Here is a 26435-nt window from a genome sequence, read left to right as displayed (position 1 = left end):
GGCTCAGGTGTATGGACTCGGCGATGAGCCTCTCGGGTGAAGAGCGACAAGCTCAGCCCAATGTGTTCGCCCCCGCCAAGCTCGGCCCGGTGACGCTGCGCAACCGCATCATCAAGGCAGCCACCTTCGAGGCGTCCACTCCCAACGCCCTCGTCACCGACGATCTGATCACCTACCACCGCCTGCCCGCCGCCGGCGGCGTCGGCATGACCACGGTCGCCTACTGCGCCGTCTCGCCGGGCGGACGCACCGACGGCTGGCAGATCTGGATGCGCCCCGATGCGGTGCCCGGGCTGAAGCGGCTGACCGAAACGATCCACGCCGAGGGCGCGGCGATCAGCGCCCAGATCGGGCACGCCGGACCCGTCGCCAATGCGCGCACCAACAAGGCCAAGGCGCTGGCACCGGTGCGGTTCTTCAACCCGCTGTCCATGCGGTTCGCCAAGAAGGCCACCATCGACGACATCCGAGACGTCACCGCGGCACACGCCGATGCCGCGCGCTACGCCATCGAATCCGGCTTCGACGCCGTCGAAATCCACTTGGGTCACAACTATCTCGCGAGTTCGTTCCTCAGCCCGCTGCTCAACCGGCGCACCGACGAGTTCGGCGGCTCGCTGGAGAACCGCGCCAAAGTCGCGCGGGGTGTAGTGCGGGCGGTGCGCCAGGCGGTGGAAAAAGAAGGCAACCCCATCGCGGTGACCGCGAAGCTCAACATGAGCGACGGTGTGCGCGGCGGCATCTCGCTCGAGGAGTCGCTGCAGACCGCGAAGTGGCTCGAGGAGGACGGCTGCCTGGACGCGATCGAGCTCACCGCGGGCAGCTCGCTGGTCAACCCGATGTACTTGTTCCGCGGCGACGCGCCGGTCAAGGAGTTCGCGGGCGCGTTCAAACCGCCAATCCGGTGGGGTATCCGGATGACCGGCAAGAAGTTCCTGCGTGAATACCCTTACCGCGAGGCGTTCTTGCTGCGCGAGGCCAAGCAGTTCCGTGCCGAGCTCAAGCTGCCGCTGATCTTGCTCGGCGGCATCACCAATCGCGAGACGATGGACCTGGCGATGGCCGAGGGTTTCGACTTCGTCGCCATGGGCCGCGCGCTGCTGGCTGAACCCGATCTGATCAACCGCATCAAGGACGAAGAGAGTCCGGGCTCTGTCCGGTCGGTGTGCACTCATTGCAACCAGTGCATGCCCACGATCTACAGCCACACCCACTGCGTGGTGACCGGATCGCCGGGATGACCGGCAAGCACCCCTAACAGTCGCCGCAGAACAATCCAATACCTATAGAGTTGGTCGCGATGAGCCGACCCGCCACGCCTGCGCTGACCGTTCGGTACGACGGGTCAGCGCGGACCTTCGCCGCCGGAAGCGATGTCGTCATTGGCCGCGATCTGCGTGCCGACGTCCGCATCGCCCACCCCTTGATCTCCCGCGCACATCTGGTGCTGCGTTTTGACCAGGGCCGGTGGATCGCGATCGACAACGGCAGCCTCAACGGCATGTTCGTCAACGGACGCCGGGTGCCGACCGTCGACGTCCGCGACGGCCAGCACGTCAACATCGGCAACCCGGATGGCCCCGAGCTGACGTTCGAGGTGGGCAGGCAGCAAGCCACGGGCCGACCGCCGACGTCGGCGATTCCGATCGCCCGTCCGGGCGGAACACGGTCCGCCCCGCAGGGACCGCCGACGCAGCAGCCGCCGATCTCCCGGCCGCCGGCCTACCCGTCCGGTCCCCAGCAGGGCTACCCCTCGACCCAGCAGCCGCGCTACCCCAGTGCCCCGCAGCCCAACTACGCCGGGCCGCCGTCGCAGCCGACCCGCCCGCCTGCGGCTACCTATGCGTCGCAACAAGCGGCCCAGCCCGCGCTGTCCCAGCCGGCGCTGGAGTCGGTGACGGCCATCGGACCCGCCGCCGCGCCGCGCTCGACCGAGGGCAACCTCGCGACGAGCATGCTGAAGATCCTCCGGCCGAGCCGCCCGGCCGAGGCGCCCCCCGGGTCGATCAAGATCGGCCGCAACACCGACAACGACATCGTCATCCCCGACGTGCTGGCGTCGCGTCACCACGCCACCCTGGTGCCCAACCCCGACGGCAGCGCAGAGATCCGCGACAACCGCAGCATCAACGGCACGTTCGTCAACGGCGCCCGCGTCGACAGCGCCGTCCTGCACGAGGGTGACACCGTCACCATCGGCAACATTGACCTGGTGTTCAGCGGCGGCACTCTGTCCCGTCGCACCGAGACCAGCGCCGCCACCGGCACCGGCGGTCTCGAGGTGCACGGCGTCACCTGGACCATCGAGGGCAACAAGACGCTCCTGAACAACATCTCGATTTCGGCGCGGCCCGGCACCCTGACCGCGGTCATTGGGCCGTCGGGCGCGGGCAAGTCGACCTTCGCGCGGTTGGTCGCGGGCTACACCCATCCCACCAGCGGCACGGTGTCGTTCGAAGGCCACGACATCCATGCCGAGTACGCATCGCTGCGTTCCCGGATCGGCATGGTGCCGCAGGACGACGTCGTGCACGGCCAGCTGACCGTGAACCAGGCACTGATGTACGCCGCCGAACTGCGGCTGCCCCCCGACACCACGAAGGAAGACCGCGCCCGCGTCGTCGCCAACGTGCTCGAGGAACTCGAGATGACGCAGCACCGCGAGACCCGCGTCGACAAGCTGTCCGGCGGCCAGCGCAAGCGCGCGTCGGTCGCCATGGAGCTGTTGACCGGCCCGTCGCTGCTACTGCTCGACGAGCCGACGTCGGGTCTGGATCCCGCGCTGGACCGCCAGGTCATGACGATGTTGCGCCAGCTCGCCGACGCGGGCCGCGTGGTGCTGGTGGTCACCCACTCGCTGTCCTACCTCGACGTGTGCGATCAGGTGCTCCTGCTGGCGCCCGGCGGCAAGACCGCGTTCTACGGTCCACCGAGCCAGATCGGCGCCTCGATGGGGACCACGAACTGGGCCGACATCTTCAGCACCGTCGCCCGCGACCCCGATGCGGCACACCAGCGATACCTCGCCCAGCACGGGCCGCCGCCCCCACCGCCCGCGGCGCAGTCACCCGCCGATCTGGGCAACCCGACCCGCACCAGCTTGCGAAGACAGTTCTCGACGATCGCGCGACGGCAGATGAGGCTGATCGTCTCCGACCGCGGCTACTTCGTCTTCCTGGCATTCCTGCCGTTCATCATGGGCGTGCTGTCGCTGTCGGTGCCCGGTGACGTCGGGTTCGGCGTGCCGGTGCCCGCCATCAAGGGCGGTGAGGCGCCCAACGAGCCGGGCCAGATCCTGGTGCTGCTCAATGTCGGCGCCATCTTCATGGGCACCGCCCTGACGATCCGCGCGCTGATCGGCGAACGCGCCATCTTCCTGCGCGAGCAGGCCGTGGGCCTCTCGACGACGGCGTACCTGCTCGCCAAGGTGATCGTCTTCGCCATCTTCGCCATCATCCAGTCGGCGATCGTCGTCGCCATCAACGTGTGGGGTAAGAAATGGGGCCCGGGCGCGGTGACCAGCGGCGCGGTGATCCCCAACCGGACCCTCGAGCTGTTTGTCGACGTCGCGGCCTGTTGCGTGGCCGCCGCGATGGTCGGTTTGGCGCTGTCGGCACTGGCCAAGTCGAATGAGCAGATCATGCCGCTGCTGGTGGTGGCGATCATGTCGCAGCTGGTGTTCCAGGGCGGCATGATTCCGGTGACCGGCCGCATCGTGCTCGACCAGCTCTCCTGGTTCACGCCGGCGCGGTGGGGATTCGCGCTCACCGCGTCGACGATCGACCTCATCAGGCTGGTACCGGGACCGCTGACACCGCAGGACTCGCACTGGAGACACGAACCCGGCACCTGGTGGTTCAACATGGCCATGCTCGGGTGCATCTGCATCGGCTACCTGACCTTGGTGCGCTGGAAGATCCGCCTCAAAGCCGGCTAGATGTGCTGCGCCGTGCTGTCGGCAAACATCTGACCGCCCCGTGCGGGGTGTACGCCACAGGAAGATGGACAGCTACGTCAACTCGCAGACAAAGTGTTCGCTTGATCGCCGGTGCAGCTGCGGCCACAGCATTGCTGGCATCCGCTGCGGCCCCCGCATCGGCATGGGCGATCCCCCTCAACTCCGAGGACCACAACTACCTGGGAGCCGTCCGCGGCGCCTGGTCCGCCGACGATGACACGCTGCTGATGGCGGGACGCGGAGCGTGCCGGTTGCTCTATACCGGCTCGGGCACCCAGGGCACCATCGACGGGACCGCGACCCAGTACGGCGCGAGCCCCGATCAGGCGGCGGTGGTGGTGCGTGCCGCCCGCGCCAACTTCTGCACGCAGGCGCCGGGCTGACCGGCTGAGCCCGTCACTCGCCGTGCACGTCGAGCCCCTGCGCGGCGGCGAAGGCCAGCGCCTGCCCGATATCGATGCGCGCACCGCGCAGGGACGCGGTGGTCCACAGCGTCGGGTCGACGCGGGCGCCGCGTAGGTCGGCCTCGTCCATTCGGGTGTCCTGTGTGCGCGCACCCCGCAGGTCGGCACCGCGTAACACCGCCTTACGCAAATCGGCCTTCACCAGCCCGGTTTCGCTGAGCCTGCAGTCCGATAGGTCCACGCCGCGCAGGTCGCAATCGCCGAGGACCGCCAGCGTGAAGTCGACCTCGACGAACGCCATCGGCCGCAGACGGCATTCGATGAACACCGAGCCCAGCAAACTGCAATGACGAAACGTGCTGTGCCACAGCGTCGTCCGACGGAAGATGCAGTTCCGGAAGGCCGATCCGATATGGACGGACTCACCCATGTCGACACCGCTGAAGTCGCACTCGGTGAACACAACTCGCTCGGTGCGCAGCCGGCTCAGATCATCGTCGCGGAAGTCGTGATCGACGAATTCCTTTTCTGTCCAGACTGTTTCGGCTTGTGCCACGCGATCAACCGGACACCGACGGCAGCACGTTCAGTGCGTACTCGGCGACGGCGATGAGCGCGTCCGTCGAAGACTGTCGGTCCCGAGCATCGACCGTGATGATCGGAATGCCGTCGGGCAGGGTCAGCGCCTTGCGCACCTCGTGCGGCGGATGTCGTGGAGCACCGTCGAATTCGTTGATCGCGATCAGGAATGGCATCTTGCGGGCCTCGAAGAAGTCCACCGCTGCGAAGCTGTCCTGGAGACGGCGGACGTCGACGAGGATGATGGCACCGATCGCGCCGCGGACCAGGTCGTCCCACATGAACCAGAAGCGCCGCTGCCCCGGCGTGCCGAAGAGATAGAGCACGAGGTCCTCATCGAGGGTGATGCGGCCGAAGTCCATCGCCACCGTGGTGGTCCGCTTGTCGGGCGTGGCCTCCAACCCGTCGAGGCCGGCCGAGGCGTTCGTCACCAGCGCCTCGGTGCGCAGCGGCATGATCTCGGAGACCGAGCCGACGAAGGTGGTCTTGCCGGCACCGAAACCGCCCGAGATGACGATCTTGGTCGACGCCTTATGACCCTCGAACTGATGACCCTCATAGTGCGCGTAAGCCACGGAGGGTCCTTCCTATCAGTTCACGTCGTTCGTCGACGCTCGACTGGTCACTCAAGGTGGTACGCACCCGCAGATGACCCGCCGACACCAAGTCGCCGATCAACACTCGCGCGACGCCGACTGGTAATGATAGTCGCGCGGAGATCTCGGCGACCGACGGGCTTTCGGCGCACATCGCGCAAATCTGTGCTCTCACATCGGTTCCCGGCCACCGGTGCGGCTTGTCGGACAGCACGGCCTCGATCGGCGCCTCGAGCGGCAGGCTGATGCGCGAGTTCGTCCGCCCCGCGGTCAGCGTGTACGGCCGTACCAGGCTCGGCAGGTCGTCGGAGGCGGAAGGCTCGAGTTCGTCCATGTCCCACTCACGAGTGCGAAGCGGCTCGTCGTGACGACTGGATGACAGCGCCGACGCGTTCGACGAGCATCGTCATCTCGTAGCCGATCTGACCGATGTCGCACCCTGTCGTCGCCAGCGTGGCGAGGTTGGAGCCGTCGCCGACCCGCATCAGCAGCAGGTAACCGTTTTCCATCTCGACGACGGACTGCAGCACGTAGCCGCCGTTGAAGAGCTGCGAGGCACCCGTCGACAGGCTGGCAAGTCCAGACGCCACTGCCGCGAGTTGGTCGGCACGCTCGATCGGCATGTGTTCACTGGCGGCCATCAAAAGACCGTCGGCAGACACCAGAACCGCATGCGTGACCCCGGCTACTTCACGGGCGAACTTCGAGACCAGCCAGTCGAGCGACTCGCGCTGCGTCGAACGTGGCTTCATCGAATCCCGGGTCGCATCGCTGCTGCCCTCCGGAAAGGTCATGCGTTATCTGTTCCTCTGGTCTCCTTGGCGTGCGACCTGGCGGCGCGCACGCCGCTGAAATGGCTGCTCATGCTTGCGCGGACAGCCTCAGGGTCGCGGACCGGTGTCGCCTGCGAGCCGGTACCGAATTCGGCCGACGACTCTACCGCGTCATCGTCGTCGTCGTTGCGGTGTGCCCCGCCGTTGGTGTAGCCGCCGTTGGCGCCGTGACGCGACGCGGAGGCCGCTGCGCCGGGCACCAGGCGGGCGCCGGGTTCACGCACGGGCAGACCGTCCTCGGTATGCGCCACCACGGGCGTCTCCTCGGCGGCCTCAGCGGCCGACCAGCCGTGGTCCCACACCGACTCCCAATTCAGGTCCCTGCTGTTGGTCAGCTCCGTCGGATCGATCAGCCATTCCGACACCATCTTCTGGTAGATCGCATCCTCGGCTCCCGCCGTCGGTGATGACAACCGCTCCAGCGGCGACGGCTCGGGTTCGGGTCGGGCCTGGCTTCGGGAGGCGAAGAACGACGAGGTGTCGACGGGCGCCTGCCGCGGCTGTTCTGCGACAGGTTCTGGCCGCGCCTCCGGCTCCGGCTCGGGCTCGGGTCGCTCGTCGACCCGCCCGCCGGAGATGCCGCTCGCACCGGGACTGCGTTGCGGCAGCAGCGACACCGGCAGCTCCGAATGACCGTTGACCCGATCGGCAACGACATCATCGACCTCATCGCCGACATCGCTGTCGTCGCTGTAGTCCTCGTAGGTGCCGTAATCCTCGTCGTCGCCGTAGTCGTCGGTCTCGGCGAGAGCCACGGGCTCGGCGAATTCGGCGACGTCAGCCTCGTCGGCGACAGCGGCCAGCGCGCCGGTGTCGAAGCGCTCGCGCATGCCGCCGCGCACGATCAAGTCGGCCGGCACGTACACCCCGGCGGTAGTGCCCGAATCCTGTTCTCCCGCAATGGTGCTGCGTAGCCGGACCACCAACCCATGCTGTTGCGCCAGCCGGCCCACCACGAAAAGACCCATGTGCCGGGCGGTGTACGGCGTCACCTCGCCGCCGGACTGCAGGCGGGTGTTGGCGACTCGCAAATCGGATTCGGTCATTCCGAGTCCGATGTCGCTGACCTCGATGACCAATCCGCCGTTGCCGGTATGCACGCCGGACACCCGCACCTGCGAGATCGGCGGTGAATACCGCAGCGCATTGTCGAGCAGCTCGGCGAGCAGGTGCACGAGGTCGCCCGCGACCGATCCGACGATCTCGCTGTCGGGCACGGTGGCGGTCACCACGCGGGTGTAGTCCTCGACCTCGGACGCCGCGGCGTGGATGAGGTCCGAAACGGGCACCGGCTCGGCCTGCTCGCGTGGCACCTTCGCGCCGGCGAGCACCAACAGGTTGGCACCGTTGCGGCGCATGCGCGCGGCCAGATGGTCGAGCCGGAACAGGCTCTCCAGCCGGTCGGGGTCCTCTTCGTTGCGTTCGAGCCGGTCGATGAGCGTGAGCTGCTGGTCGACCAGCGAGCGGCTGCGCCGGGACAGCGTCTCGAACATGTCGCCGATCTGGAGCTGGAGCCGGCTCTGCTCACCAGCCAGAAGAACGGCCTGCTCGTGCAGCTCGTCGACGGCGTGGGCGACCTGGCCGACTTCCTCGCTGGTGTGCACCGGGATCCGGTCGACGGGGCCGGGCTCGCGGCCGGCGCGCACCTGTTCGACTTCGCGGGCCAGATCCTCGTGGGCCACCCGCAGTGCGCTGTCGCGCAGCGTGCGCAGCGGCCGGACGAGTGAGCGCGCCACCAGGATGACCAGTACCAGCGCCAGTGCGATGGCACCGAGCACGATCGCAGAGTCGCGGATCGTCTCGGTGCGTGCGGCCGCGGCGTCGGCCTTGACCGCCCCGGTGACCGCGGGCACGGTGCGGTCGATCATGCGGGCAGCGATCTGATCGGTCGCCTTCAGCGACGCCGTCATATCCGGGTTGTTGACCAGAGGAATGGTCGGATCCGAGATGAGCGCCGTGCGGCGGACGTACTCGCTCTGCAGCTGCTTGGCTTCCTCGGAGCCGATGCCGAGCACCTGGCTCATCCCGAACAGGGTCGACGGTTCGGTGCCTGCAAGGGTGATCATGCGCGTGCGCTGCTCCGGCTCGGGCAGCTCGGCACCCGAGTTGACCAGCAGCTGCTCCATCATCATCTGCCCCCGGGCGCCGACGGCGCGGGTGAGGCCCTGAGCCTGGGTGCGGATGCGTTCGTCGTCGACGCGAACCGAGCCGGTGATCGCGTCCTCGGAGGTCAGCAGGATCGGTGCGTACAGGGTGACCCGGTCGACGAGGCCGATGCTGTTGGAGGTGACCTTGTCCATGAGCGCCTGGCCACCCTGAAGCATGCTGGTGACGCCGGCTTCGACGTCGGGTGGCACGTCGGTCGCGCCGTTGAGCCGACGCTGCAGCTCGGCGCGGCTGGCGTCGAAGGTGCTGACCGCCGCCTGGGCGTCGCCGGCGGGCACGGCCAGCATCGCGGCGTTGAGAGCGTTCATGTAGCTAACGATCGCGGGCACCATTTCGGCGCGATCGGCGGCGCGTTGCAGATCACGCGCCTCAAGCGCGTTCGAGTACACGCGCAACCCGCCGAAGACGCCGGCCAGAATCAGCGGCACCAACACGATGGCGAACACCTTCGCGCGGACCGGCCAATTCTTCAGCGACCACCGCGGCGGACGCTTGGGCCGCCGCTCGTGCACGTGGTCATCGAAGTCATCGGTGACCAGCCCATCGACCAGCTCTTGCTGTGTGAACGTGGTCATCGTGGCCCTATCGCGCGCCCGGCCGTGCGCCGGTCTTTTCCAATGTGAGCGAAGTTCATGACGCTTCCTGCTGATTTTGCCCCGAACAAGGTCGGCGTTCGTCGCCTGGCAATTGATCGAGTATGCCAGCAGCACGCGGCCGGCTCCACAATTCTTACTGAACAGCCAAGGTCTACGCGGGCTGCCAGAATGCCCTTAGGCGGCGCCACAGCAAACTTCCAGTGCCTACGCTGGAGCAAGCACAGCGACCAGGAAGTCGCTCTCCTCGGTGAACGGCCGAAGGTCCCACGTGGACAGCAGGAGCTCCGGCGCGAAGCCAGCGGCCACGGCGTCATCGAGGAACTCGTCGAAGTCGTACTCGCGACCGGCGCCGAACCCGATCGCGGCGCGACCGTCGACCCGCAGATGGGCACGCAGCCGGCGCAGCACTTGTACTCGGGTACTGGGTGCGAGGAAGGTCATGACGTTGCCCGCGGACACGACGACGTCGAAGGGCTCGGCGATGCCACGAGCGGGCAAGTCGAGTTCGGCTAGGTCACCGACCAGCCAGAGCGGACCAGGATGATCGTGGTTGGCCGCCTCGATGAGCACCGGATCGACGTCCACGCCCACCACGTCGTGGGCTGCTGCGGCCAAATACCCGCCCAACCGGCCAGGACCACAGCCTGCGTCGAGAATGCGGGCGCGGCGCGGCGCCATCGCGTCGACGAATCGCGCCTCGCCCGCAAGATCGTCACCAGCGCGGGACATGGCTCGAAAGCGCTCGACATACCAGTGAGAGTGCCCGGGATCGGCAGCCACCTTCTGCATCCAGATGCTGGGCTCAACCATGCGGACATTGTCGCAACCGACCACCGCGCCTTGGGGCGGGCCTAACCCCGGGGTGCGGCCTGGCGGCACTGATGGGGGGTCGCGCCTTTCGCTACTCGGCGTTGCTGCGGCTGCGGTCCGCCCACGGCTACTTACCTGGCGGATAGGAAATAATCTCCATTGAGCATCGGAGTCTGGCTCCCCGGGGATTCTCGACATCATTTGCCGGCCACGAGAATTCCGTCATGACTATGAACAACACCAACAATTCGAGTTCCGACACCAAGCGCCGCGCCGGACTCGCCGCCGCCGTGTTGGCGGCCACAACCATGTTCGGCGCACTGGGAAATGCCGCCATCGCATCCGCCGAACCCAGGCCGTTGAATATCGACCAACTCGCTAACTGTGAGAACGACGTCGATTCGAGGGCCATCCAAAACAATTGGAGCTGGGCGCAGTGGAATCGGGAACTCAGGAAGTGCTGTCTTAACGCGGGCGGCGAGTACACAGCTGATGACCACTGCATCGCCCAGGACGAGGAGCGCAGCCCCGACACTGGGCCGCCGACGAAGCCGGGAGTCCCCAGCATCCCTTCGGGGGGACCACCGCCGCCGAAATCAGCCTCTTGAGTCGTCGGCAGTGCCGCTTCTGCTGGCCGAGCGGATAGGCATCAAGCCCGACACGCTCGGTCGTTACAACTCCCGAACTGACGCCGTTCCGGTGCGCGGTGGCGGGACCACTGTTGAATGATGTCTCGGCCCGCCTGTAGTGCGACGCCGGTACCCATCGACCTTTTCGCCTAAACCCGTTGCCGCCTTTTGTGAAGGTGCTAACACCTGCTTGCAATAGCTAGCATCCTGTCGAAGTATCGGAAGTTGAACGGCAAGCAATTGCGATAGGGAGGGAATCTAATGCCGGAAAACAACAGCGGTCCCATCGAAGCCGTGAGGGGCATCGTTTCGGGCGCGATCGGGTTCACTAAGCAGGTGGTCGGCCTCATCCTGGGCCGAAACGATCTTCAGGAAGAAGGTCGCGCCCAGGTGGACAAGGCCTCAAATCAACTTGATGCAGCCCGCGCAGAGGCGGAAGCCGAGAAGGCGAGGGCCAAGGCCAACGCACAGGAAAAGCGGCAGAAGAGTGCTAGCAGGTCCTAGCTAGTCCCGGTCGATAATTCAGCACCCCCGACGTCTTGGCGTCGGGGGTGCTCTCATCTTTCTTGAGCGGTATTTCAGGCATCGACACGGGCTGGTCTTGCGAGCCACGACACGGGTGTCCCAACCGGCAGCGTGTATCAAACGGTCCGTACGGCCCAATCCAAGGCGCTCGTATGCGACTGCGGCACCGGAACGTACGGGTACAAGGGCCTTCGCCTCAGAGACAACTCCCGGATTGACGTTCCAGGTGCATATGCGACCGTGCACGGTTTTGGAGCGGTCAATAACGACGGCACTCGATACGAAGTCTCCGCTGACGCATTGACGATTTATACGGGAGGCGAAACCTACAACGAACCTGTACTTGCCTCGGGACCGTGAAATCAAGCGATCTTGACCGTCCGCTAGCTACCCCGTACACGCGCAAAGTCGTCAGGATGCCCTATCCCGTGGCAAGCTTATGGATTGGTGCCGAAGGGCGTGTCGGGATTCGCTCCACCAGTGGTCTGCGGCTGCGGGTAGCTGCCGCCTGCCCCCCCGGGCGGTAGGGCAACGGCGCCGCCACCGCTTTGCCTGCTAGGCGCGCCCGTTCCTGCGGAAGACTGCGCGGTGATCGCTATCGACGATGCGTCGTCGGCTGCGAGGGCAGGAGTGGCCAGTCCGATGGCGAGTGTTGCCAATCCGCAGACACCGATGGTGGCAAGTGTCAGCTTGTTCATTTCGATGCCTCCTTTGCGGTGGGTGTTATCAGCGGATGCCGCCGGGCCGCGAGACATCGTGTTGGTGAATCCCTTGGTGCCAGTGGGAGCCGGGCATCACTTCGGGCGCCGGGTGCGCTTTAACGTCGGGCGTCGCGACGACGTCTGGCGGACGCACATCGGTGTTGTTCGCTGCGTTGGCCGCGCCGGTCAGGCCGAGGGCGGCGCCCCCGATGAGTCCGGCCGCGACGATAAGCAGCGCGCTGTAGCGGGCGAGCGGTCTTGTTTTCATTTGATGAATCCTTCTGTGTCAGTTGACTGTCGGTGTCTCGCCGGTGTGTGCCGGCAACTCCTCAACAGTGCCGCCCGGGCAATGGCGTGTATGTCCGGTGATCGGAGCATCGACAGGATGAACCGGCTGTCCACCGATCGGGGGAAGGCGCGACCGGCCCGGTGTCAGACGTCGAAGCGTGACAGCGATAACGAGGGATCGACCGTCAGAACGAGACACTCGTCCGGGTCACGGAGTCGGAGGCGGCAGACAGTCGCGATCACGACCGCAAACCCGGGGTCTCAAACGGGTCTACCGACCCGGAGACGTCTATGTCGCAAGCCCAGCCCACTACCGTGTGATTGTTCGCGTCGGACCACTGCTGGATGATCTCTCGCTGACGTTCTATCGAGGTCGAATCCTCAGTCGACCTCGACAGACGAAGCCGCCCAATCACGCGCATATAGAGAGGTGGCCTGTTGTGTTCAAAGTGATGTTCTATTCCCCCCGCATCGCGCCGAACACCGGTAACGCGATCCGCATGGTCGCCGCGACGGGGTGCGAGCTGCACCTCGTCGAGCCGCTGGGGTTCGAGCTCTCCGAACCGAAACTTCGTCGGGCGGGGCTGGACTACCACGATCTCGCGTCGGTGACCGTGCATCCGGATCTCGCCGCCGCGTGGGAGGCGATCGGACCGACACGCGTGCACGCGTTCACCGCGCACGCGACGGCGTCGTTCTCCGACATCGCCTACCAACCCGGCGATGTGTTGATGTTCGGTCCGGAGCCGACGGGCCTCGATGAGGCGACGATCGCCGACCCTCACATCACGTCGCGGGTGCGCATCCCGATGCTCGCCGGCAGGCGCTCACTCAACCTCTCTAACGCCGCGGCCGTCGCCGTCTATGAGGCGTGGCGCCAACACGGCTTCAGCGGCGCGGTGTGATCACCACGAATTCCAGTGCGTGAACTGCTCGGCTGGTAGGCGATTGGCGCGCTTGAAATCGGTCCCCTTGGTGTAGGCGATCGGGAACAGCCCGCCTTGTCGGTATTGGTCGAACGGGATGCCCAGCACGTCGGCGGCCAGCTTCTCGCCCTTGCCGACCAGGTGCAGCGTCGTCCACGCCGAACCGAGCCCTCGCGACCGCAGCGCCAGCATGAAGCTCCACACCGCCGGTAGCAGCGAGCCCCAGAACCCTGCACTGCCGGCTATCGCTGCCTCGGGGCTGCCCTGAAGGCAGGGCACCAGCATGACCGGAACCTCGTGGAAGTGATCGTTGAGGTACTTGGCGGAATCGCCGACGCGCGGCCGCTGCTCGTCGCGCACGTCGCCGTAGGTGGGTTTGGGCGCATCGAGGTAGGGCGCCGCGTTGTGGCGGTAGATGTCGGCCAGCGCCTTCTTCTTCTCCGGGTCGTCGACAAACACCCACCGCCAGCCCTGGGCGTTGCTGCCCGTCGGGGCCTGCAGCGCCAGATCGAGACATTCCATCAGCACCTCGCGGGGCACCGGCTTTTCGAGATCGAGCCGTTTGCGCACCGAACGGGTGGTCGTCAGTACGTCATCGACGGACAGGTTGAGGGTCATGCTCGCGAGACTACATTCGCTTTCATGACAATCGAATTGACGCATGAGGTGACAAGCAGGCTCGAACGCGACCATCACGGCTGGCTGACCACGGTGGCCAAGTCCGGACAGCCCGTACCGCGGCTGGTGTGGTTCTACTTCGACGGTGCAGACGTGATCGTCTACTCGGAGCCGAACGCCGCCAAGGTCCGGCACATCAGGAACCACTCACGGGTCAGCCTCAATCTGGACTCCGACGGCAACGGGGGCGGCATCATCTTCGTCGGCGGCGATGCGACGGTCGACGCCGAGGGCATCGACCCGTTGGCCGACGAGCGGTACCAGGCGAAGTACCGTGAGCTGGCCGCCAACTTGGGTTTCACTGCGGAGTTCCTCGCTGCATACAACACGCGACTGAAGATCAGCATCGACAAGGTGTGGACCACCCCGGGCAGCTGAAGTGCACACCAGCTCTGACTTCGAGCGCCCGGTGCGGCGGTGGCAGGACATTCCGGGCTGGTTCCAGTGGCGCAGCGCCCAGGAGGAAGCGGTCGCCCATTTCGGCGACGGGAGCCGGTTCGTCGAAGTGGGGTGCTATCTGGGGAAGAGCCTGTGCTCACTGGCCGAAGTCGTCCGTGACAGTGGCTGCGACATTGCGCTCATCGGGGTCGACACTGCGCGCGGCAGCGGACCGGAAGGCCGGCGTGACACCAATGCGCACGGCCCAGCTGTCGAATTCGGTGGCGGATCCTTCGCCGGACTCTTGCACCGCAACGTGATTGCTTGCGGTGCAGCCGATCTGGTGCAGCTGCTGATCAGCGATTCGGTGGCGGCGGCGCGGTTGTTCCCCGATGGATCGCTGGACTGGGTGCACATCGACGCGCGGCACGACTACGCCAGCGTGTCCGCCGACATCGCGGCTTGGGCTCCGAAAGTACGTGTGGGCGGTTGGCTGTCGGGAGACGATTTCCATGCCCAACAGTGGCCGGGCGTTGTCGCCGCCGTGCGCGATTCCCTGCCCGATGCTGGTGTCTGGTGGTCCACGCAGTGGCGATGGATCAAGGGCTGACGACGGCTGTCGTCATCCCATCTCCGCGGCCCGCTTCATATGTCCATCGAAGCCAAGGGATGTCGCCAGCGATCGATAACGGTCCCTGAAATGGCAGTACATCTCCTCTTCGTGTCGCGCATGGGCGAGCAGCGCGTGCAAGCGCAAAAGGTGTACTTCGTAAAGAACAAAGCCGGGCTCGACTGGCGTGGCGGCCAAGCGGTCGACCACAGTCGACGCCTCGCACACATCTTCGTCCGACCCGCGGCCCAGCAATGCCTCCACCAGAGTTGCGACGGCGGGTCCAACCGCGAGCGATTCACCGCAGTCGAACAGACGCGCGACTGTCTGCCGCGCCGTATCGACGGCAGTGTCGAAGTTGCCGGCGGCGATATGGAGGTGCGCGAACCCGATATCGGCAACAGCCGCGCCAAGCGCATTGTGCTGCCGGTGGTGAGCGTCGCGGCCCTGACGGATCAACTCGAGGCTCTCTCCTCGGTCGGTATCGGTTGAACCGATCAAGGCGAGTCCACGAGTGACTCTGGCCAGGGCAAGTCCCACATCGTTGCCACAATGCTCAGCGAGGCGCAGCGCCTCTGCGGTGTCCCGCAGCGTTGTTTCATCACATGCGACGTTGCCGTTCAGGATGCGAAATGCGTAGGCGTGGCTAATCGGCACAACCAACGCGGCAGGATTCGGGTCAACCTGCCGCTGCATCGCTATCGCCCGTTCGAAATCGTTGCGCGACAACGGCCGTCCGAAACAGCTTCCCGCCAGGCCGCGATGAAGATGAGCCATCGCCAGCGGCGACCCGAGCCCTCGGAGAGTGCCCTTTACTGGATCGCCGTCCAAGAGGTCGATGACCCGCTGCGCTAACCGTTCAGCCTCTCCGCAGCGCCCGCAATGCATCTTTGCGAACATCGCCGCGGACAGAACGCCTGTCATCGACACCGGATCCGCCGCAGCGGCGAACAGCTCGGCCTGCTCGGCGGCCAGCGTGCAGGCCTCGTCAAGACGGAGCTGCACCGTCATCGGCACGAGGACCCCGTACATGCCCACCGCCATGGACAGTTGGTCACCGACACCGGTGCAAAGTTCGCGCAATGCGTCGAATCCTGCGTCGTCTACGCCCCCGCCCACCAACCAGGTGGTGATGCACACCATCGTCTTGGCGGCTATCCGCAAGCCGGTACTCTGCGGCGCGTCGGCGGGTAGGTGGTCGGCAACCCGGGCCGCACGCCGCCAACTGAGATGAGCCGCGGCGAAATCCCGTTTCGTCAGCCACGCGCCAGCGCGCATATGCCAGGCGTATGCGGCAGGCAAGTCGCCCCCCCGCTCCAGATGTTCGGCGATGACGGCAGCGCTTTCATCCAGAGAGCTTCGGCCACAGGCTTGGAGGGCGGCGGCCACGCGGCGATGCAATTCAGCGCGGGCGCTCTTCAAGAGTGACTCGTAGGCGACTACGGGAATAAGCGGGTGGTGAAACACGTAATCCGGGCGCGACATCGGTCCGGTCGAGTCGATCAGCTCTGCGCGCAGCAGCTCGTCGGTGACCGGTTTGATCCCGGCAGCTTCCAATAGCTCGGCCGTAAAGTGCGACCCGATGACTGCTGCCAGGTTCAATGTCCGCTTGGCGGTCGGCCCAAGGCGATCGATTCGCGCGGCGATGGCCGCCTGCAAGGTGGGAGGCACGCTTACCGCAGCGTCCACTGTCATCAACTCGTACGCGCCACGCTGCCCGCGTAGTACTCCACGTTCGGCAAGGTCGCGGACAATCTCCTCAGCGAAAAAGGGATTACCAGCGGCCCTGCGGGCGATCGTGCGGCCGAGATCCCCAAGCGAGGGGCTGGCGCCGAGCAACTCTGAAATCAGTGCCCCGACTGCCGAATCATCAAGCGGCTCAAGGGCGATTGTCCGTGCCCCAGGTATTCGTGCCAGCGGGCCCTCATACTCGGGTCGGTAAGTGGTGAGCACTAGCGACGGGGTCTTCGGGATCACGTCGAGGAACTCGCTCAACAGCGACTCGCTGGCTTCATCGATCCAATGGGCGTCTTCGAGTACATAGACTGCTGGCGTATCCCTAGTCAAAGAGACGGTATTGAGCAGCGCTGTGAGCCGGCGTCTGCGAGCATCGGGATCGATGGCCGGCGGCGGAGCATCGGGGTCGGCGATGCCCAGCAGCTCGTCAAGCAGCAGTAAATCCTCGGGGTCCGCGCCGGTGATCTGGATGCGTACTCGATCGCGGGCACACTGTCGGTCAACGCCTTCGACGTCATAGACCGCGCGCAGCAACCGAGCGACGGCATGAAAGGGAACACCTCTGGTGTGTGACTGGCAGAAGGAGGTGAACACCTCCACGCCGGAACTCTCTGCGATTGCTGCTATTTCGCGCACCAGACGCGTCTTACCAATACCAGGCGTTCCCACCAGGCCGACGACCGCACCATGACCTTCGATGGCACGCTGCAATAAGGTCTCTATGGCCGACAGCTCCAATCGCCGACCGACCAGATTGGGCTGCTTACGAACAGCGCGCTGTCTGTCGCCCATACCCAGCAACCGAAGGGCAGGCACCGGAGCATCAGCACCCTTTAGCTGAACCAGCTCAGGTTCCCCGAGATGGGCTACACCCTCCACCAGCTTGGCGGTGGACACGCTGAGCATCACCCCGCCAGGTGGCGCGACGGATTCCATCCGCTGCGCCATCCCTACCTGCTCACCGACGGCGGTGTACCCGAACCGTCCGGTCCCGATCTCGCCAGTGATCACCTGGCCCGAATTCAACCCGACCCGCAGCCTCAGCTCTGCGCCATCACGCTTCCGAACATCTTCGGCGAGTGCTTCGACGGCCGATTGAATCGCCAGACCTGCCAGGCAGGCCCGCACCGCGTGATCCTCCAATGCCGCCGGCGCTCCGAACACGGCCATGATCCCGTCGCCGGTGAAACTGCCCACCGTTCCCCCGAAACGCTGCACGACGGAGGCACATTCGCCGGCAACATCGGCCATGATCTCGCGCAGGCGCTCCGCCCCCACCGACGCTGCGATGTCCATCGAGTGCACCACGTCGGCGAACAGCACCGTGACCTGTTTGTACTCGGCTGCCTGGGCCGCGCCTGTCAGCCGTGCACCGCATTGTGCGCAGAAATTCGCCGTCGGGCCTGACTGTGCGCCACAGGTACCACAGAGGAGCTCCGTCGCGCTCACCTGCCCATCCCCGTCGGGATCCACGTCAGTATCGTGTCACCGCGGTTAAGCGATGGTCGTGATATCGACACCCTGCCTATGGCTCAACCACCACGCGGAACACGCCCTTGGACTTGTCCTGCGCCAGGCGGAACGCCTCAACCGCGTCCTCGATCGGAAATCGATGGGTGATCAGGGTTTCCGCGAGTTCTGGGCGGCCAGCCAAGAGATGAGCGGCCTCGGCGAAGTCTTTTCGTCGCCCGCGGCTGCAGTAACCGAGCGAGGGACGCAACGTCACTTCCTTCGCGAAGGCGGCGTCCATCGGCCACACTGTCCCAGGGGCATACACACCAAGGTGCACCACCGTTGCACCCACCTTCGCCAATTCGACGGCGCGCTGCAGCGCACTCTCGCTGCCACCCGTTTCGATCACCACGTCGTAGCCGCCCGTAGGTTCGACCGCTCCGATGCGCTCACGAGCTTCGTGTTGGTGCGGGTGTCGAGCGACGACGGCGACTTCGGGCGCACCCATCTGTTGAGCCGACGCGGCGGCGAGGATGCCGATGGCACCCGCTCCCACAATTGCCACCCGCGTTTGCGGGCCTATCTCGCCCTGATGGCAGCTGTGCCACGCGACGCTTGCCGGTTCTACGAGCGGGGCGTCGGCGACGTCGAGTGCGGGCGGCAGCGGCACGAGGACATGATTGGGCGCGCGGAACCACTCGGCCATGCCCCCAGGGCTGAGCATCCCCGGTGCGGTAGGTAGTCCTGCCGTGCACATGTTGTAACTGCCTTGCTGGCACTGTTCACACTCGCCGCAGCCAAAGAAACCCTCTACTGCAACGGCGGTGCCATCTTCGGTCCGTCCGGCGAACTCATGCCCGGCGATCTGAGTGCTGCCGTATTGCAGGTACTTCAGATCCGAGGCGCAGATCCCGGCCCCCGCCACCCGGACGAGATTCCCTTCCCCCTGGGGCTCGTCGACATCGACGACCTCGACCGTAGGCGGCGCATTACGAACTGCCTTCATCGGATCTCCCCTGGCGTCGTCGCTGACTGCGTAGCTGTCGCAAGTTGCTCATTCTGCTCGCGTCGGGCGGTGCAGCGCACCGATTTCCGGCATCAACGCAGCTACCTGAAATCCCGGCTGCGGGAGGCGATGCGGATGTCGAGCTTGCTCAACCGATCGGCGACAACTGTGACCGCTCCGGTGGCGTTTTGCACCTGCCCCCGGACCATCAGCGCCGTCGCCGTCTGCGCCAGCTTGCGATGCCGGTTCCACACTCCCGGTGAGCACAGGACGTTGACCATGCCGGTCTCGTCTTCGAGGTTGAGGAACGTCACGCCTTGCGCCGTCGCGGGACGCTGCCGGTGGGTCACCGCACCCGCCACCAGGATCCGCGTTCCATCGGGGATCGACAGCAGCCGGTCGGCCGTCACCACGCCCATCGCGTCAAGGTCTGCCCGCAGGAACTGGGTGGGATAGCTGTCCGGGGAAATACCGGTCGCCCAGACATCGGAGGCCGCCAGTTCCAGCTCGGTCATGCCGGGCAACGTGGGGACATGCGACGACGCCCCCACTCCCGGCAACCGGTCCGGCCGCTGGGAGGCGGCCGCACCCGCGGCCCACAGCGCTTCGCGGCGGGTGATCCCGAAGCAGCCCAACGCGCCCGCCGTCGCCAACGCTTCGGTCTGCGGGACCGACAACTGCACCCGACCGGTCAAATCCAGCAGAGAATCAAACGGCCCGCCTGCGTTTCGTTCCTCGACAATCTGGTCGGCCAGCTCCTCGCCGATGTGGCGGACGCTGCCGATACCCAGCCGCACCTCGGTGCCGCCGTTCTCCAGCGTCGCGTGCGACAGGCTGGCGTTGACGTCAGGTCCGTGCACGATGACGCCATGCCGACGGGCATCGGCCACCAGCGTCTGCGGCGAGTAGAAGCCCATCGGCTGGGCCCGCAGCAGCGCAGCGCAGAACGCCGCGGGATGGTGCAGCTTGAACCACGACGAGTAGAACACCAGCGAGGCGAAGGACAGCGAATGGCTTTCCGGGAAACCAAAATTGGCGAACGCCTCCAGCTTTTCGTAGATCCGGTCGGCCACGTCGCCGGTGATGCCGTGCCGTTCGCGCATACCGTCGTAGAACCGGCCACGCAGCCGTCGCATCCGCTCGGTCGAGCGCTTGGATCCCATCGCGCGGCGCAGCTGGTCGGCTTCGGCGGCGGTAAAGCCCGCGCAGTCCACCGCCAACTGCATCAGCTGCTCCTGAAACAACGGAACACCCAACGTCTTTCGCAACGCAGGCTCCATGGACGGATGCTCGTAGACTACCGGCTCCACCCCGTTGCGTCTGCTGATGTAGGGGTGCACGGAGTTGCCCTGAATGGGCCCCGGGCGGATCAGCGCCACCTCGACGACAAGGTCGTAGAACACCCGCGGCTTCAGCCGGGGCAGCGTGGCCATCTGCGCGCGGGACTCCACCTGGAACACCCCGACAGAGTCGGCGCGCTGCAACATCTCGTACACGGCCTGCTCGGAGAGGTCGAGCTTGGCCAGATCGACATGGATGCCCTTGTGTTCGGCCACCAGGTCGAGGCAGTAATGCAGCGCCGACAGCATGCCAAGACCGAGCATGTCGAACTTCACCAATCCGATTGCCGCACAGTCGTCTTTGTCCCACTGCAGCACGCTGCGATTCTCCATGCGCGCCCACTCCACCGGGCACACATCGGCGATGGGCCGGTCGCAGATCACCATGCCGCCGGAATGGATGCCCATGTGCCGCGGCAGGTTGGAGATCTGCTTGGCCAGATCGATCACCGCCTCCGGCACATCCTCGACATGAGTCGACTCGCTGAGCTTGCCCCACTGGCCGATCTGCTTGCTCCACGCGTCCTGCTGCCCCTGCGAGAAGCCCAGCGCACGGGCCATGTCACGGACCGCACTACGGCCGCGGTAGGTGATGACGTTGGCGACCTGGGCGGCGTAATCGCGGCCGTAGCGGTCGTAGACGTACTGAATGGCCTTCTCCCGCAGGTCCGACTCGATGTCGATGTCGATGTCGGGCGGGCCGTCCCGCGCCGGGGACAGGAATCGCTCGAACAGCAGCTCGTTGGCGACCGGGTCGACGTTGGTGACGCCGAGGGCGTAACAGACCGCCGAGTTGGCCGCCGATCCCCTGCCCTGGGCCAGGATCCCGTTCTCCTTGCAGAACCGGGTGATGTCGTGGACCACCAGGAAATATCCCGGGAACTGAAGCTGGGCAATAATTTTCAGCTCATACTCGATCTGCTCGTACGCGCGCGGCGCCCGCTCGGGTGGACCGTAGCGGTTCCTGGCGCCCATCATGACCAGGTGCCGAAGCCAGCTGTCTTCGGTGTGCCCGTCCGGAACGTCGAACGGCGGCAACTGCGGCGCGATCAGCGCCAGCTCGAAGGCGCACTGCTCACCGAGATCGGCGGCGGCGGTCACCACCTCCGGGCAGTGTGCGAACATCCGCGCCATCTCCTCACCCGACCGCAGGTGCGAACCGCCGAGCGGAGCAAGGTAGCCCGCCGCTTCGTCGATCGAGTTGCGCGCGCGGATCGCCCCCATGGCCATCGCCAGCCGCCCGCGGGACGGCTCGGCGAAGTGAGCGGCGGTGGTGGCCACGATGCCGACACCGAACCGGGGGGCCACCTGGGCCAGCGCGGTGTTGCGCTCATCGTCGAGCGGATGGCCGTGATGGGTGAGCTCGATACTGACCCGGTCACGGCCGAACCGGTCCACCAGATCGGCGAGCGCCTTCTCCGCCGCCTCAGGGCCGCCGTCGGTAAGCGCTTGGCGGACATGGCCTTTGCGGCAGCCGGTCAGGATGTGCCAGTGCCCGCCCGCCGCCTCGGTCAGCGCGTCGTAGTCGTAACGCAGAACGCCTTTTTCCCCGCCGGCCAGATGCGCCTTGGCTAGTTGGCGCGACAGCCGTCGATACCCTTCCGGGCCCCGGGACAGCACCAGCAGATGCGGCCCTCGTGGATCGGCCTCCTCGGTGCGGTCGCCGCCGCCGAGGGACAACTCGGCGCCGAACACCGTTCGCACGTCGAGTTCCTTGGCGGCTTCGGCGAAGCGCACCACCCCGTACAGCCCGTCGTGATCGGTGAGCGCGAGGGCGCGCAAGCCGAGCCGCGCCGCCTCTTCGACAAGTTCCTCCGGCGTGCTGGCGCCGTCGAGGAAGCTGTACGCCGAATGCGCGTGCAGCTCGGCGTACGGGACATCCGAGCGCGGCCGGTCGATGTCGAGTGGCTGATAATCCCCGCGCTTTCGCGACCAGGCCGGGCTGTCGCCCCCGTCGCCGATCTGCTCATCAATGGGCCACCCGGCGCGGCGCGGCTTGCCATGAAGCACGCGCTCCATCTCGGTCCAGCTCGGCGGTCCGGTATGCCACCCCACCCGACCAATATATCGAACATTAGTTCGATAAAGTCGTCTGGTTTGTGAATCCTCCGACGCGAATCAGCCGAAACCCGTCAGACGATTCACAATCGGCGCGGCGCTAGCTGGTGTATTCAGCCGCGCCGTCTTCGAGCACCAGCCGGGAGTTCGAACCATCGGGGTTGGCGGCCTCGGTGCGGAACACCGCCCGCCCGGTCTCGGTGCGCCAGATCGAGGTCGTCAGCGTCTCGCCGGGAAAGACGGGCGAGGTGAAGCGCGATGCGATCGCGGTCACCTTGGTCGCATCGCCGCCGCCGAGCTCGCTGACCAGCGCGCGGCCCGCCACACCGTAGGTGCACAGGCCATGCAAAATCGGCTTCGGGAAGCCGGCCATCTCGCGCGCGAACCACGGGTCGCTGTGCAGCGGATTGCGGTCGCCGGACAGCCGGTAGATCAACGCCTGGTCCTCGCGGGTCGGCAGCGATATCCGCGCGTCGGGCTCGCGGTCGGGAATCTCGGGGGCCGCCGGACGCTGACCCGGCTGCCCGCCGAAGCCGCCCTCGCCGCGGATGACCGCGGTTGCTTTCGTCTCCGCGACGACCTTGCCGGTGTCGGGATTGGTGCCCGTGGCCCTGAGCATGACGATGGCGTTCTTGCCCTCGCCCTTGTCCTGGATGTCGGCGACCTCGCCGACGACGCTCAGCTTTCCGGCCGGTGGCAGTGGTTCGAACAGCCGGATCTCCTGGGAACCGTGCAACAGCATCGCGAAGTTGAAGGTGCCGATCTTGCCCGCAGCCGCAAACCCCGTGCAGGCGATGACGGCGTACGTCGGCAGCACCTGCTGCGGTGTGTCGTGGCTGTTCTCGGTGGTGAACGCGAGGTCGTCGACGCCCGCGCCGACACCGAGCGCATACAGCAGGGTGTCTCGGTCGGTCCATTCGAAGACGTACGGATCGGTTTTCGCGCCTATGGCGCCCGCGTCGATCGGCATTGACACTCCCTTCGGACTGTCTCGGACGATAGCTGCCTTCGCCTCGACGACAACGACCGACCGCGTCACACAACGTTGACGTGCGTCGGGCATCGGACGAGCATGACCGCATGCGCTATGTCGTTACCGGCGGTACCGGGTTTATCGGGCGGCGGGTGGTCTCGCGAATCCTGGACCGGTTCGCCGACGCCGAGGTGTGGGTACTGGCCCGCCGGACCTCCTTGCCGAGGTTCGAGCGGCTGGCCAACACTGGCGAGAGCCCATGGGGTGACAGGGCAAAGCCGCTAGTCGGCGACCTGACCGCCGACGACCTCGGGCTTTCCGATGACACCATCGCCGAGTTGGGCCACGTCGACCACGTGGTGCACTGCGCCGCGATCTACGACATCACCGTCGTCGAAAACGCTCAGCGGGCCGCGAACGTCGACGGAACACGAGCAGTGATCGCGCTCGCGCGCCGACTCGACGCCACCCTGCAACATATGTCTTCGATCGCCGTTGCGGGCACCTACCGCGGCACATACACCGAAGACGATTTCGACGTCGGGCAGGATCTCCCCACGCCGTACCACCAGACCAAGTTCGAAGCCGAAATGCTGGTGCGGAGGGAGCCCCGTCTGCGCTACCGCGTGTATCGGCCCGCTGTGGTGGTCGGCGACTCACGCACGGGCGAGATGGACAAGATCGACGGTCCGTATTACTTCTTCGGCATCCTGGCGAAACTGGCTGCGCTGCCGTCGGTTACACCGGTCCTTCTTCCGAATACAGGACGCACCAACATGGTCCCCGTCGACTACGTCGTCGACGCCCTGACCGAATTGATGCATCTTCCCGGCCGTGACGGCCAGACGTTCCACCTCACCGCACCCGACAGCATCGGTCTACGCGGCATCTATCGAGGCATCTCCCGTTCGGCGGGCCTGCCGCGGCTGCGCGGCACGCTGCCGCGGGCGACGGCGACACCATTCCTTCGGGTGACTGGTCGCGCCAAGGCGCTGCGCAATATGGCGGCAACGCAGCTCGGCGTCCCGGCCGAGATACTCGATGTCGTCGACCTGATGCCGACTTTCACTGCCGATAACACTCGAGAAGCACTGCAGCACACCAACATTACGGTGCCTGAGTTCGCGTCGTATGCACCGAAGCTGTGGCAGTACTGGGCCGAGCATCTGGATCCGGACCGGGCTCGACGCGACCATCCCGCAGGCCCCCTGGTTGGCAAGCACGTCATCATCACCGGAGCGTCGAGCGGCATCGGCCGGGCCTCGGCGATAGCCGTGGCCGACCGCGGCGCGACGGTGTTCGCGCTCGCCCGCAATGCCGACGCACTCGACGAGCTGGTCGCCCGAATCCGCGCCGCAGGCGGCGACGCGCATGCCTTCACCTGCGACGTCACCGACGACACTTCCGTGGAGCACACCATCAAGGACATCCTCGGCCGGTTCGATCATGTCGACTACCTCGTCAACAATGCAGGCCGCTCGATCCGGCGATCCGTGATGGCCTCAACCGATCGCCTGCACGACTACGAACGGGTGATGGCGGTCAATTACTTCGGCGCGGTGCGAATGGTGCTGGCCCTCTTGCCCCATTGGCGCGAACGGCGGTTCGGTCACGTCGTCAACGTGTCGAGTGCCGGTGTGCAGGCTCGCAATCCGAAATACAGCTCGTATCTGCCGTCAAAAGCCGCGCTGGACGCATTCTCAGAGGTGGTGTCGACCGAAACGCTGTCGGATCACATCACGTTCACGAACATCCACATGCCGCTGGTGCGAACGCCGATGATCGCTCCGTCGCGGCATCTCAATCCGGTGCCGCCGATCAGCGCCGAACATGCCGCCGCGATGGTGGTGCGCGGCCTGATCGAGAAGCCGGCGCGCATCGATACCCCACTGGGCACCCTGGCCGACGTCGGGCATTACTTCACGCCCAGGCTGTCGCGGCGTGTACTGCACCAGCTTTACCTCGGCTATCCCGACTCCGCGGCGGCCAAGGGCCTTGAACCCCGTCCGAGGCCGTCGTCGCGAAAGCCTCACCGCCCGGCCAGAGCAGTGACGACGGTGCGCGTGCCGCGTCCGGTCAAGCGGGCCGTTCGGCTGGTGCCCGGCGTGCACTGGTAGATGCTGGCAGAAGTATCGTTAGCTCGTGCCGCAGCCCGTCTTCGTTGACGTCGACACGGGCGTGGATGACGCGATGGCGTTGGTCTATTTGTTCGGCAGCGCCGACGCCGATGTCGTCGGCATCGCCTCCACCGCGGGCAACGTTGCGGTGCAACAAGTCTGCATCAACAACTTGGGTCTGCTCGAGTTGTGCCGCGTCGAGGGGATCCCGGTCTCCAAAGGTGCCGAGCAGCCCCTACGCACGCCGCTACGCACGGCCGAGGACACCCACGGCCCGCAGGGTTTGGGCTATGCCACGCTGCCGTCGACCGATCGGCAACTCACCGCCCACGACGCGGCGCAGGCGTGGGTCAGCGCCGCACGCGCCCATCCCGGTGAGCTGATCGCGGTGGCGACCGGCCCACTGACGAACTTGGCGTTGGCGTTGCGGCAGGAACCCGCACTGCCCACGATGCTGCGCCGGCTGGTCATCATGGGCGGCGCCTTCGAATACCGCGGGAACACGACACCGGTCGCGGAGTGGAACGTCAGCGTCGATCCCGAGGCGGCCCACGAGGTCTTCTCCGTATGGTCGGCCGCGTGGGGACTCAACCCGCCGCGACATCTTCCGATCGTGTTGGGGCTGAACCTGACCGAGAACATCGCGATGACGCCTGCGCTGCTCGGCCGGCTCGCGACCGAGGCCGGTTCGGCGTCTGAGGCGATGAGCGTGCTCGACAAGCGCGGCACCCGGTCGGTGGCGGCCAACCCGCTGATCCGGGTGCTCGAGGACGCGATGCGGTTCTACTTCGAATTCCACTACGACCACGACGACGGCTATCTCGCGCATCTGCACGACCCGCTGGCCGCTGCGGTGGCGCTGGATCCCGGGCTGGTGTCGACGCGGCCGGCCACCGTCGACGTCGAGTTGACCGGGACGTTGACGCGCGGCATGACCATCGCCGACTGGTCGGGACGCTGGGGTCGAGAGCCCAACGCGCTCATCGGTATTGATGTCGATCCGGCGGCCTTCTTCGACCGGTTCATCGCCCGTGTCGGCCAATTCGCCCGCCAGCTGACCTGACGGTTGCGCGTA

Annotated in this window: 23 protein-coding genes; 10 read left to right on the top strand and 13 right to left on the bottom strand. The window is 66.1% G+C overall.

The genetic code is table 11. The features are described 5' to 3' along the window. The first annotated feature begins 23 nt into the window (after window positions 1–23). The 3 genes from A5651_RS16560 (at window position 24) to A5651_RS16550 (ending at window position 4341) form a co-directional block, all read left to right on the top strand. Complete coding sequence (locus A5651_RS16560) at window positions 24–1241, top strand: NADH:flavin oxidoreductase (protein WP_156662995.1); 1218 nt, start codon at window positions 24–26, stop codon at window positions 1239–1241. A gap of 59 nt (window positions 1242–1300) precedes the next feature. After that, window positions 1301–3937 (top strand): FHA domain-containing protein, encoded by a 2637-nt coding sequence (locus A5651_RS16555; RefSeq protein WP_066982978.1) that lies wholly within the window; start codon window positions 1301–1303, stop codon window positions 3935–3937. Between the two features lie 101 nt (window positions 3938–4038). Next, entirely contained in the window at window positions 4039–4341 is a 303-nt protein-coding gene (locus tag A5651_RS16550) for a DUF732 domain-containing protein (protein ID WP_066982974.1), read from the top strand. A gap of 13 nt (window positions 4342–4354) precedes the next feature. Here the strand turns inward: A5651_RS16550 and A5651_RS16545 are convergent, their stop codons facing one another. The 6 genes from A5651_RS16545 to A5651_RS16520 all read right to left on the bottom strand — a co-directional run bounded on the left by A5651_RS16545 (window position 4355) and on the right by A5651_RS16520 (window position 9942). After that, the gene (locus A5651_RS16545) at window positions 4355–4918 is read right to left on the bottom strand and encodes a pentapeptide repeat-containing protein (RefSeq protein ID WP_066982971.1); all 564 of its coding nucleotides are present in this window, start codon (window positions 4916–4918) and stop codon (window positions 4355–4357) included. A gap of 4 nt (window positions 4919–4922) precedes the next feature. Next, complete coding sequence (locus tag A5651_RS16540) at window positions 4923–5516, bottom strand: ATP/GTP-binding protein (protein WP_066982968.1); 594 nt, start codon at window positions 5514–5516, stop codon at window positions 4923–4925. Beyond that, the gene (locus A5651_RS16535; RefSeq protein WP_066982965.1) at window positions 5497–5871 is read right to left on the bottom strand and encodes a DUF742 domain-containing protein; all 375 of its coding nucleotides are present in this window, start codon (window positions 5869–5871) and stop codon (window positions 5497–5499) included. The genes A5651_RS16540 and A5651_RS16535 overlap by 20 nt, the downstream gene beginning before the upstream one ends. A 7-nt stretch (window positions 5872–5878) precedes the next feature. Further along, window positions 5879–6289, bottom strand: coding sequence for a roadblock/LC7 domain-containing protein (locus A5651_RS16530; RefSeq protein ID WP_066983030.1), 411 nt, complete (start codon window positions 6287–6289; stop codon window positions 5879–5881). A 38-nt stretch (window positions 6290–6327) separates the two neighbouring features. Next, window positions 6328–9111, bottom strand: coding sequence for a sensor histidine kinase (locus tag A5651_RS16525; RefSeq protein WP_066982963.1), 2784 nt, complete (start codon window positions 9109–9111; stop codon window positions 6328–6330). 225 nt (window positions 9112–9336) lie between these two features. Continuing rightward, the gene (locus A5651_RS16520) at window positions 9337–9942 is read right to left on the bottom strand and encodes a trans-aconitate 2-methyltransferase (protein WP_066982960.1); all 606 of its coding nucleotides are present in this window, start codon (window positions 9940–9942) and stop codon (window positions 9337–9339) included. Between the two features lie 230 nt (window positions 9943–10172). Here A5651_RS16520 and A5651_RS25485 point away from each other — a divergent pair, with 230 nt between their 5' ends. Continuing rightward, the gene (locus A5651_RS25485; RefSeq protein WP_156662990.1) at window positions 10173–10550 is read left to right on the top strand and encodes a hypothetical protein; all 378 of its coding nucleotides are present in this window, start codon (window positions 10173–10175) and stop codon (window positions 10548–10550) included. A gap of 282 nt (window positions 10551–10832) precedes the next feature. Then, complete coding sequence (locus A5651_RS16510) at window positions 10833–11075, top strand: general stress protein CsbD (RefSeq protein WP_066982954.1); 243 nt, start codon at window positions 10833–10835, stop codon at window positions 11073–11075. A gap of 458 nt (window positions 11076–11533) precedes the next feature. On the opposite strand, the gene A5651_RS25480 is transcribed toward A5651_RS16510, so the two are convergent. Both A5651_RS25480 and A5651_RS16505 read right to left on the bottom strand, forming a co-directional pair. Beyond that, window positions 11534–11794 (bottom strand): hypothetical protein, encoded by a 261-nt coding sequence (locus A5651_RS25480; protein WP_156662988.1) that lies wholly within the window; start codon window positions 11792–11794, stop codon window positions 11534–11536. A gap of 28 nt (window positions 11795–11822) precedes the next feature. Beyond that, window positions 11823–12065, bottom strand: a complete 243-nt coding sequence (locus tag A5651_RS16505; protein WP_066982951.1) for a hypothetical protein — start codon at window positions 12063–12065, stop codon at window positions 11823–11825. 472 nt (window positions 12066–12537) lie between these two features. Here A5651_RS16505 and A5651_RS16500 point away from each other — a divergent pair, with 472 nt between their 5' ends. Beyond that, window positions 12538–12990, top strand: coding sequence for a tRNA (cytidine(34)-2'-O)-methyltransferase (locus A5651_RS16500; protein WP_369803962.1), 453 nt, complete (start codon window positions 12538–12540; stop codon window positions 12988–12990). Here the strand turns inward: A5651_RS16500 and A5651_RS16495 are convergent, their stop codons facing one another. Continuing rightward, window positions 12991–13629, bottom strand: a complete 639-nt coding sequence (locus tag A5651_RS16495) for a nitroreductase family protein (RefSeq protein ID WP_066982945.1) — start codon at window positions 13627–13629, stop codon at window positions 12991–12993. 24 nt (window positions 13630–13653) lie between these two features. Between A5651_RS16495 and A5651_RS16490 the strand changes: the two genes are divergently transcribed. Further along, complete coding sequence (locus A5651_RS16490) at window positions 13654–14067, top strand: TIGR03667 family PPOX class F420-dependent oxidoreductase (protein WP_066982942.1); 414 nt, start codon at window positions 13654–13656, stop codon at window positions 14065–14067. Between the two features lies 1 nt (window position 14068). Further along, a complete protein-coding gene (locus A5651_RS16485) occupies window positions 14069–14677 on the top strand; it encodes a class I SAM-dependent methyltransferase (RefSeq protein WP_066982940.1) in 609 nt (202 codons plus the stop codon). Window positions 14678–14689: 12 nt separating this feature from the next. Here A5651_RS16485 and A5651_RS16480 read toward each other — a convergent pair whose 3' ends face one another. From A5651_RS16480 to A5651_RS16465, 4 genes are all read right to left on the bottom strand, one after another. Continuing rightward, complete coding sequence (locus A5651_RS16480) at window positions 14690–17710, bottom strand: AAA family ATPase (RefSeq protein ID WP_231988719.1); 3021 nt, start codon at window positions 17708–17710, stop codon at window positions 14690–14692. 229 nt (window positions 17711–17939) lie between these two features. After that, window positions 17940–18872: a zinc-binding dehydrogenase gene (locus tag A5651_RS16475; RefSeq protein ID WP_066982937.1), complete on the bottom strand. Its 933-nt coding sequence runs from the start codon at window positions 18870–18872 to the stop codon at window positions 17940–17942. Window positions 18873–18973: 101 nt separating this feature from the next. Then, window positions 18974–22267 carry an error-prone DNA polymerase gene (locus A5651_RS16470; protein WP_066982934.1) on the bottom strand — a complete coding sequence of 1098 codons (3294 nt, stop codon included), beginning with the start codon at window positions 22265–22267 and terminating at the stop codon, window positions 18974–18976. 103 nt (window positions 22268–22370) lie between these two features. Beyond that, a complete protein-coding gene (locus A5651_RS16465) occupies window positions 22371–23240 on the bottom strand; it encodes a MaoC family dehydratase (RefSeq protein WP_066982931.1) in 870 nt (289 codons plus the stop codon). A gap of 110 nt (window positions 23241–23350) precedes the next feature. Between A5651_RS16465 and A5651_RS16460 the strand changes: the two genes are divergently transcribed. Next, window positions 23351–25360 carry an SDR family oxidoreductase gene (locus tag A5651_RS16460; RefSeq protein ID WP_066982928.1) on the top strand — a complete coding sequence of 670 codons (2010 nt, stop codon included), beginning with the start codon at window positions 23351–23353 and terminating at the stop codon, window positions 25358–25360. Window positions 25361–25385: 25 nt separating this feature from the next. After that, entirely contained in the window at window positions 25386–26423 is a 1038-nt protein-coding gene (locus tag A5651_RS16455) for a nucleoside hydrolase (protein ID WP_156662986.1), read from the top strand. Window positions 26424–26435: the final 12 nt, after the last annotated feature.

It is taken from the genome of Mycobacterium sp. 1274761.0, from assembly GCF_001668615.1.
Classification (GTDB): Bacteria; Actinomycetota; Actinomycetes; order Mycobacteriales; family Mycobacteriaceae; genus Mycobacterium.
Note: the sequence above shows the minus strand (reverse complement) of the source record. Positions and strands in the feature narration are given on the sequence as shown.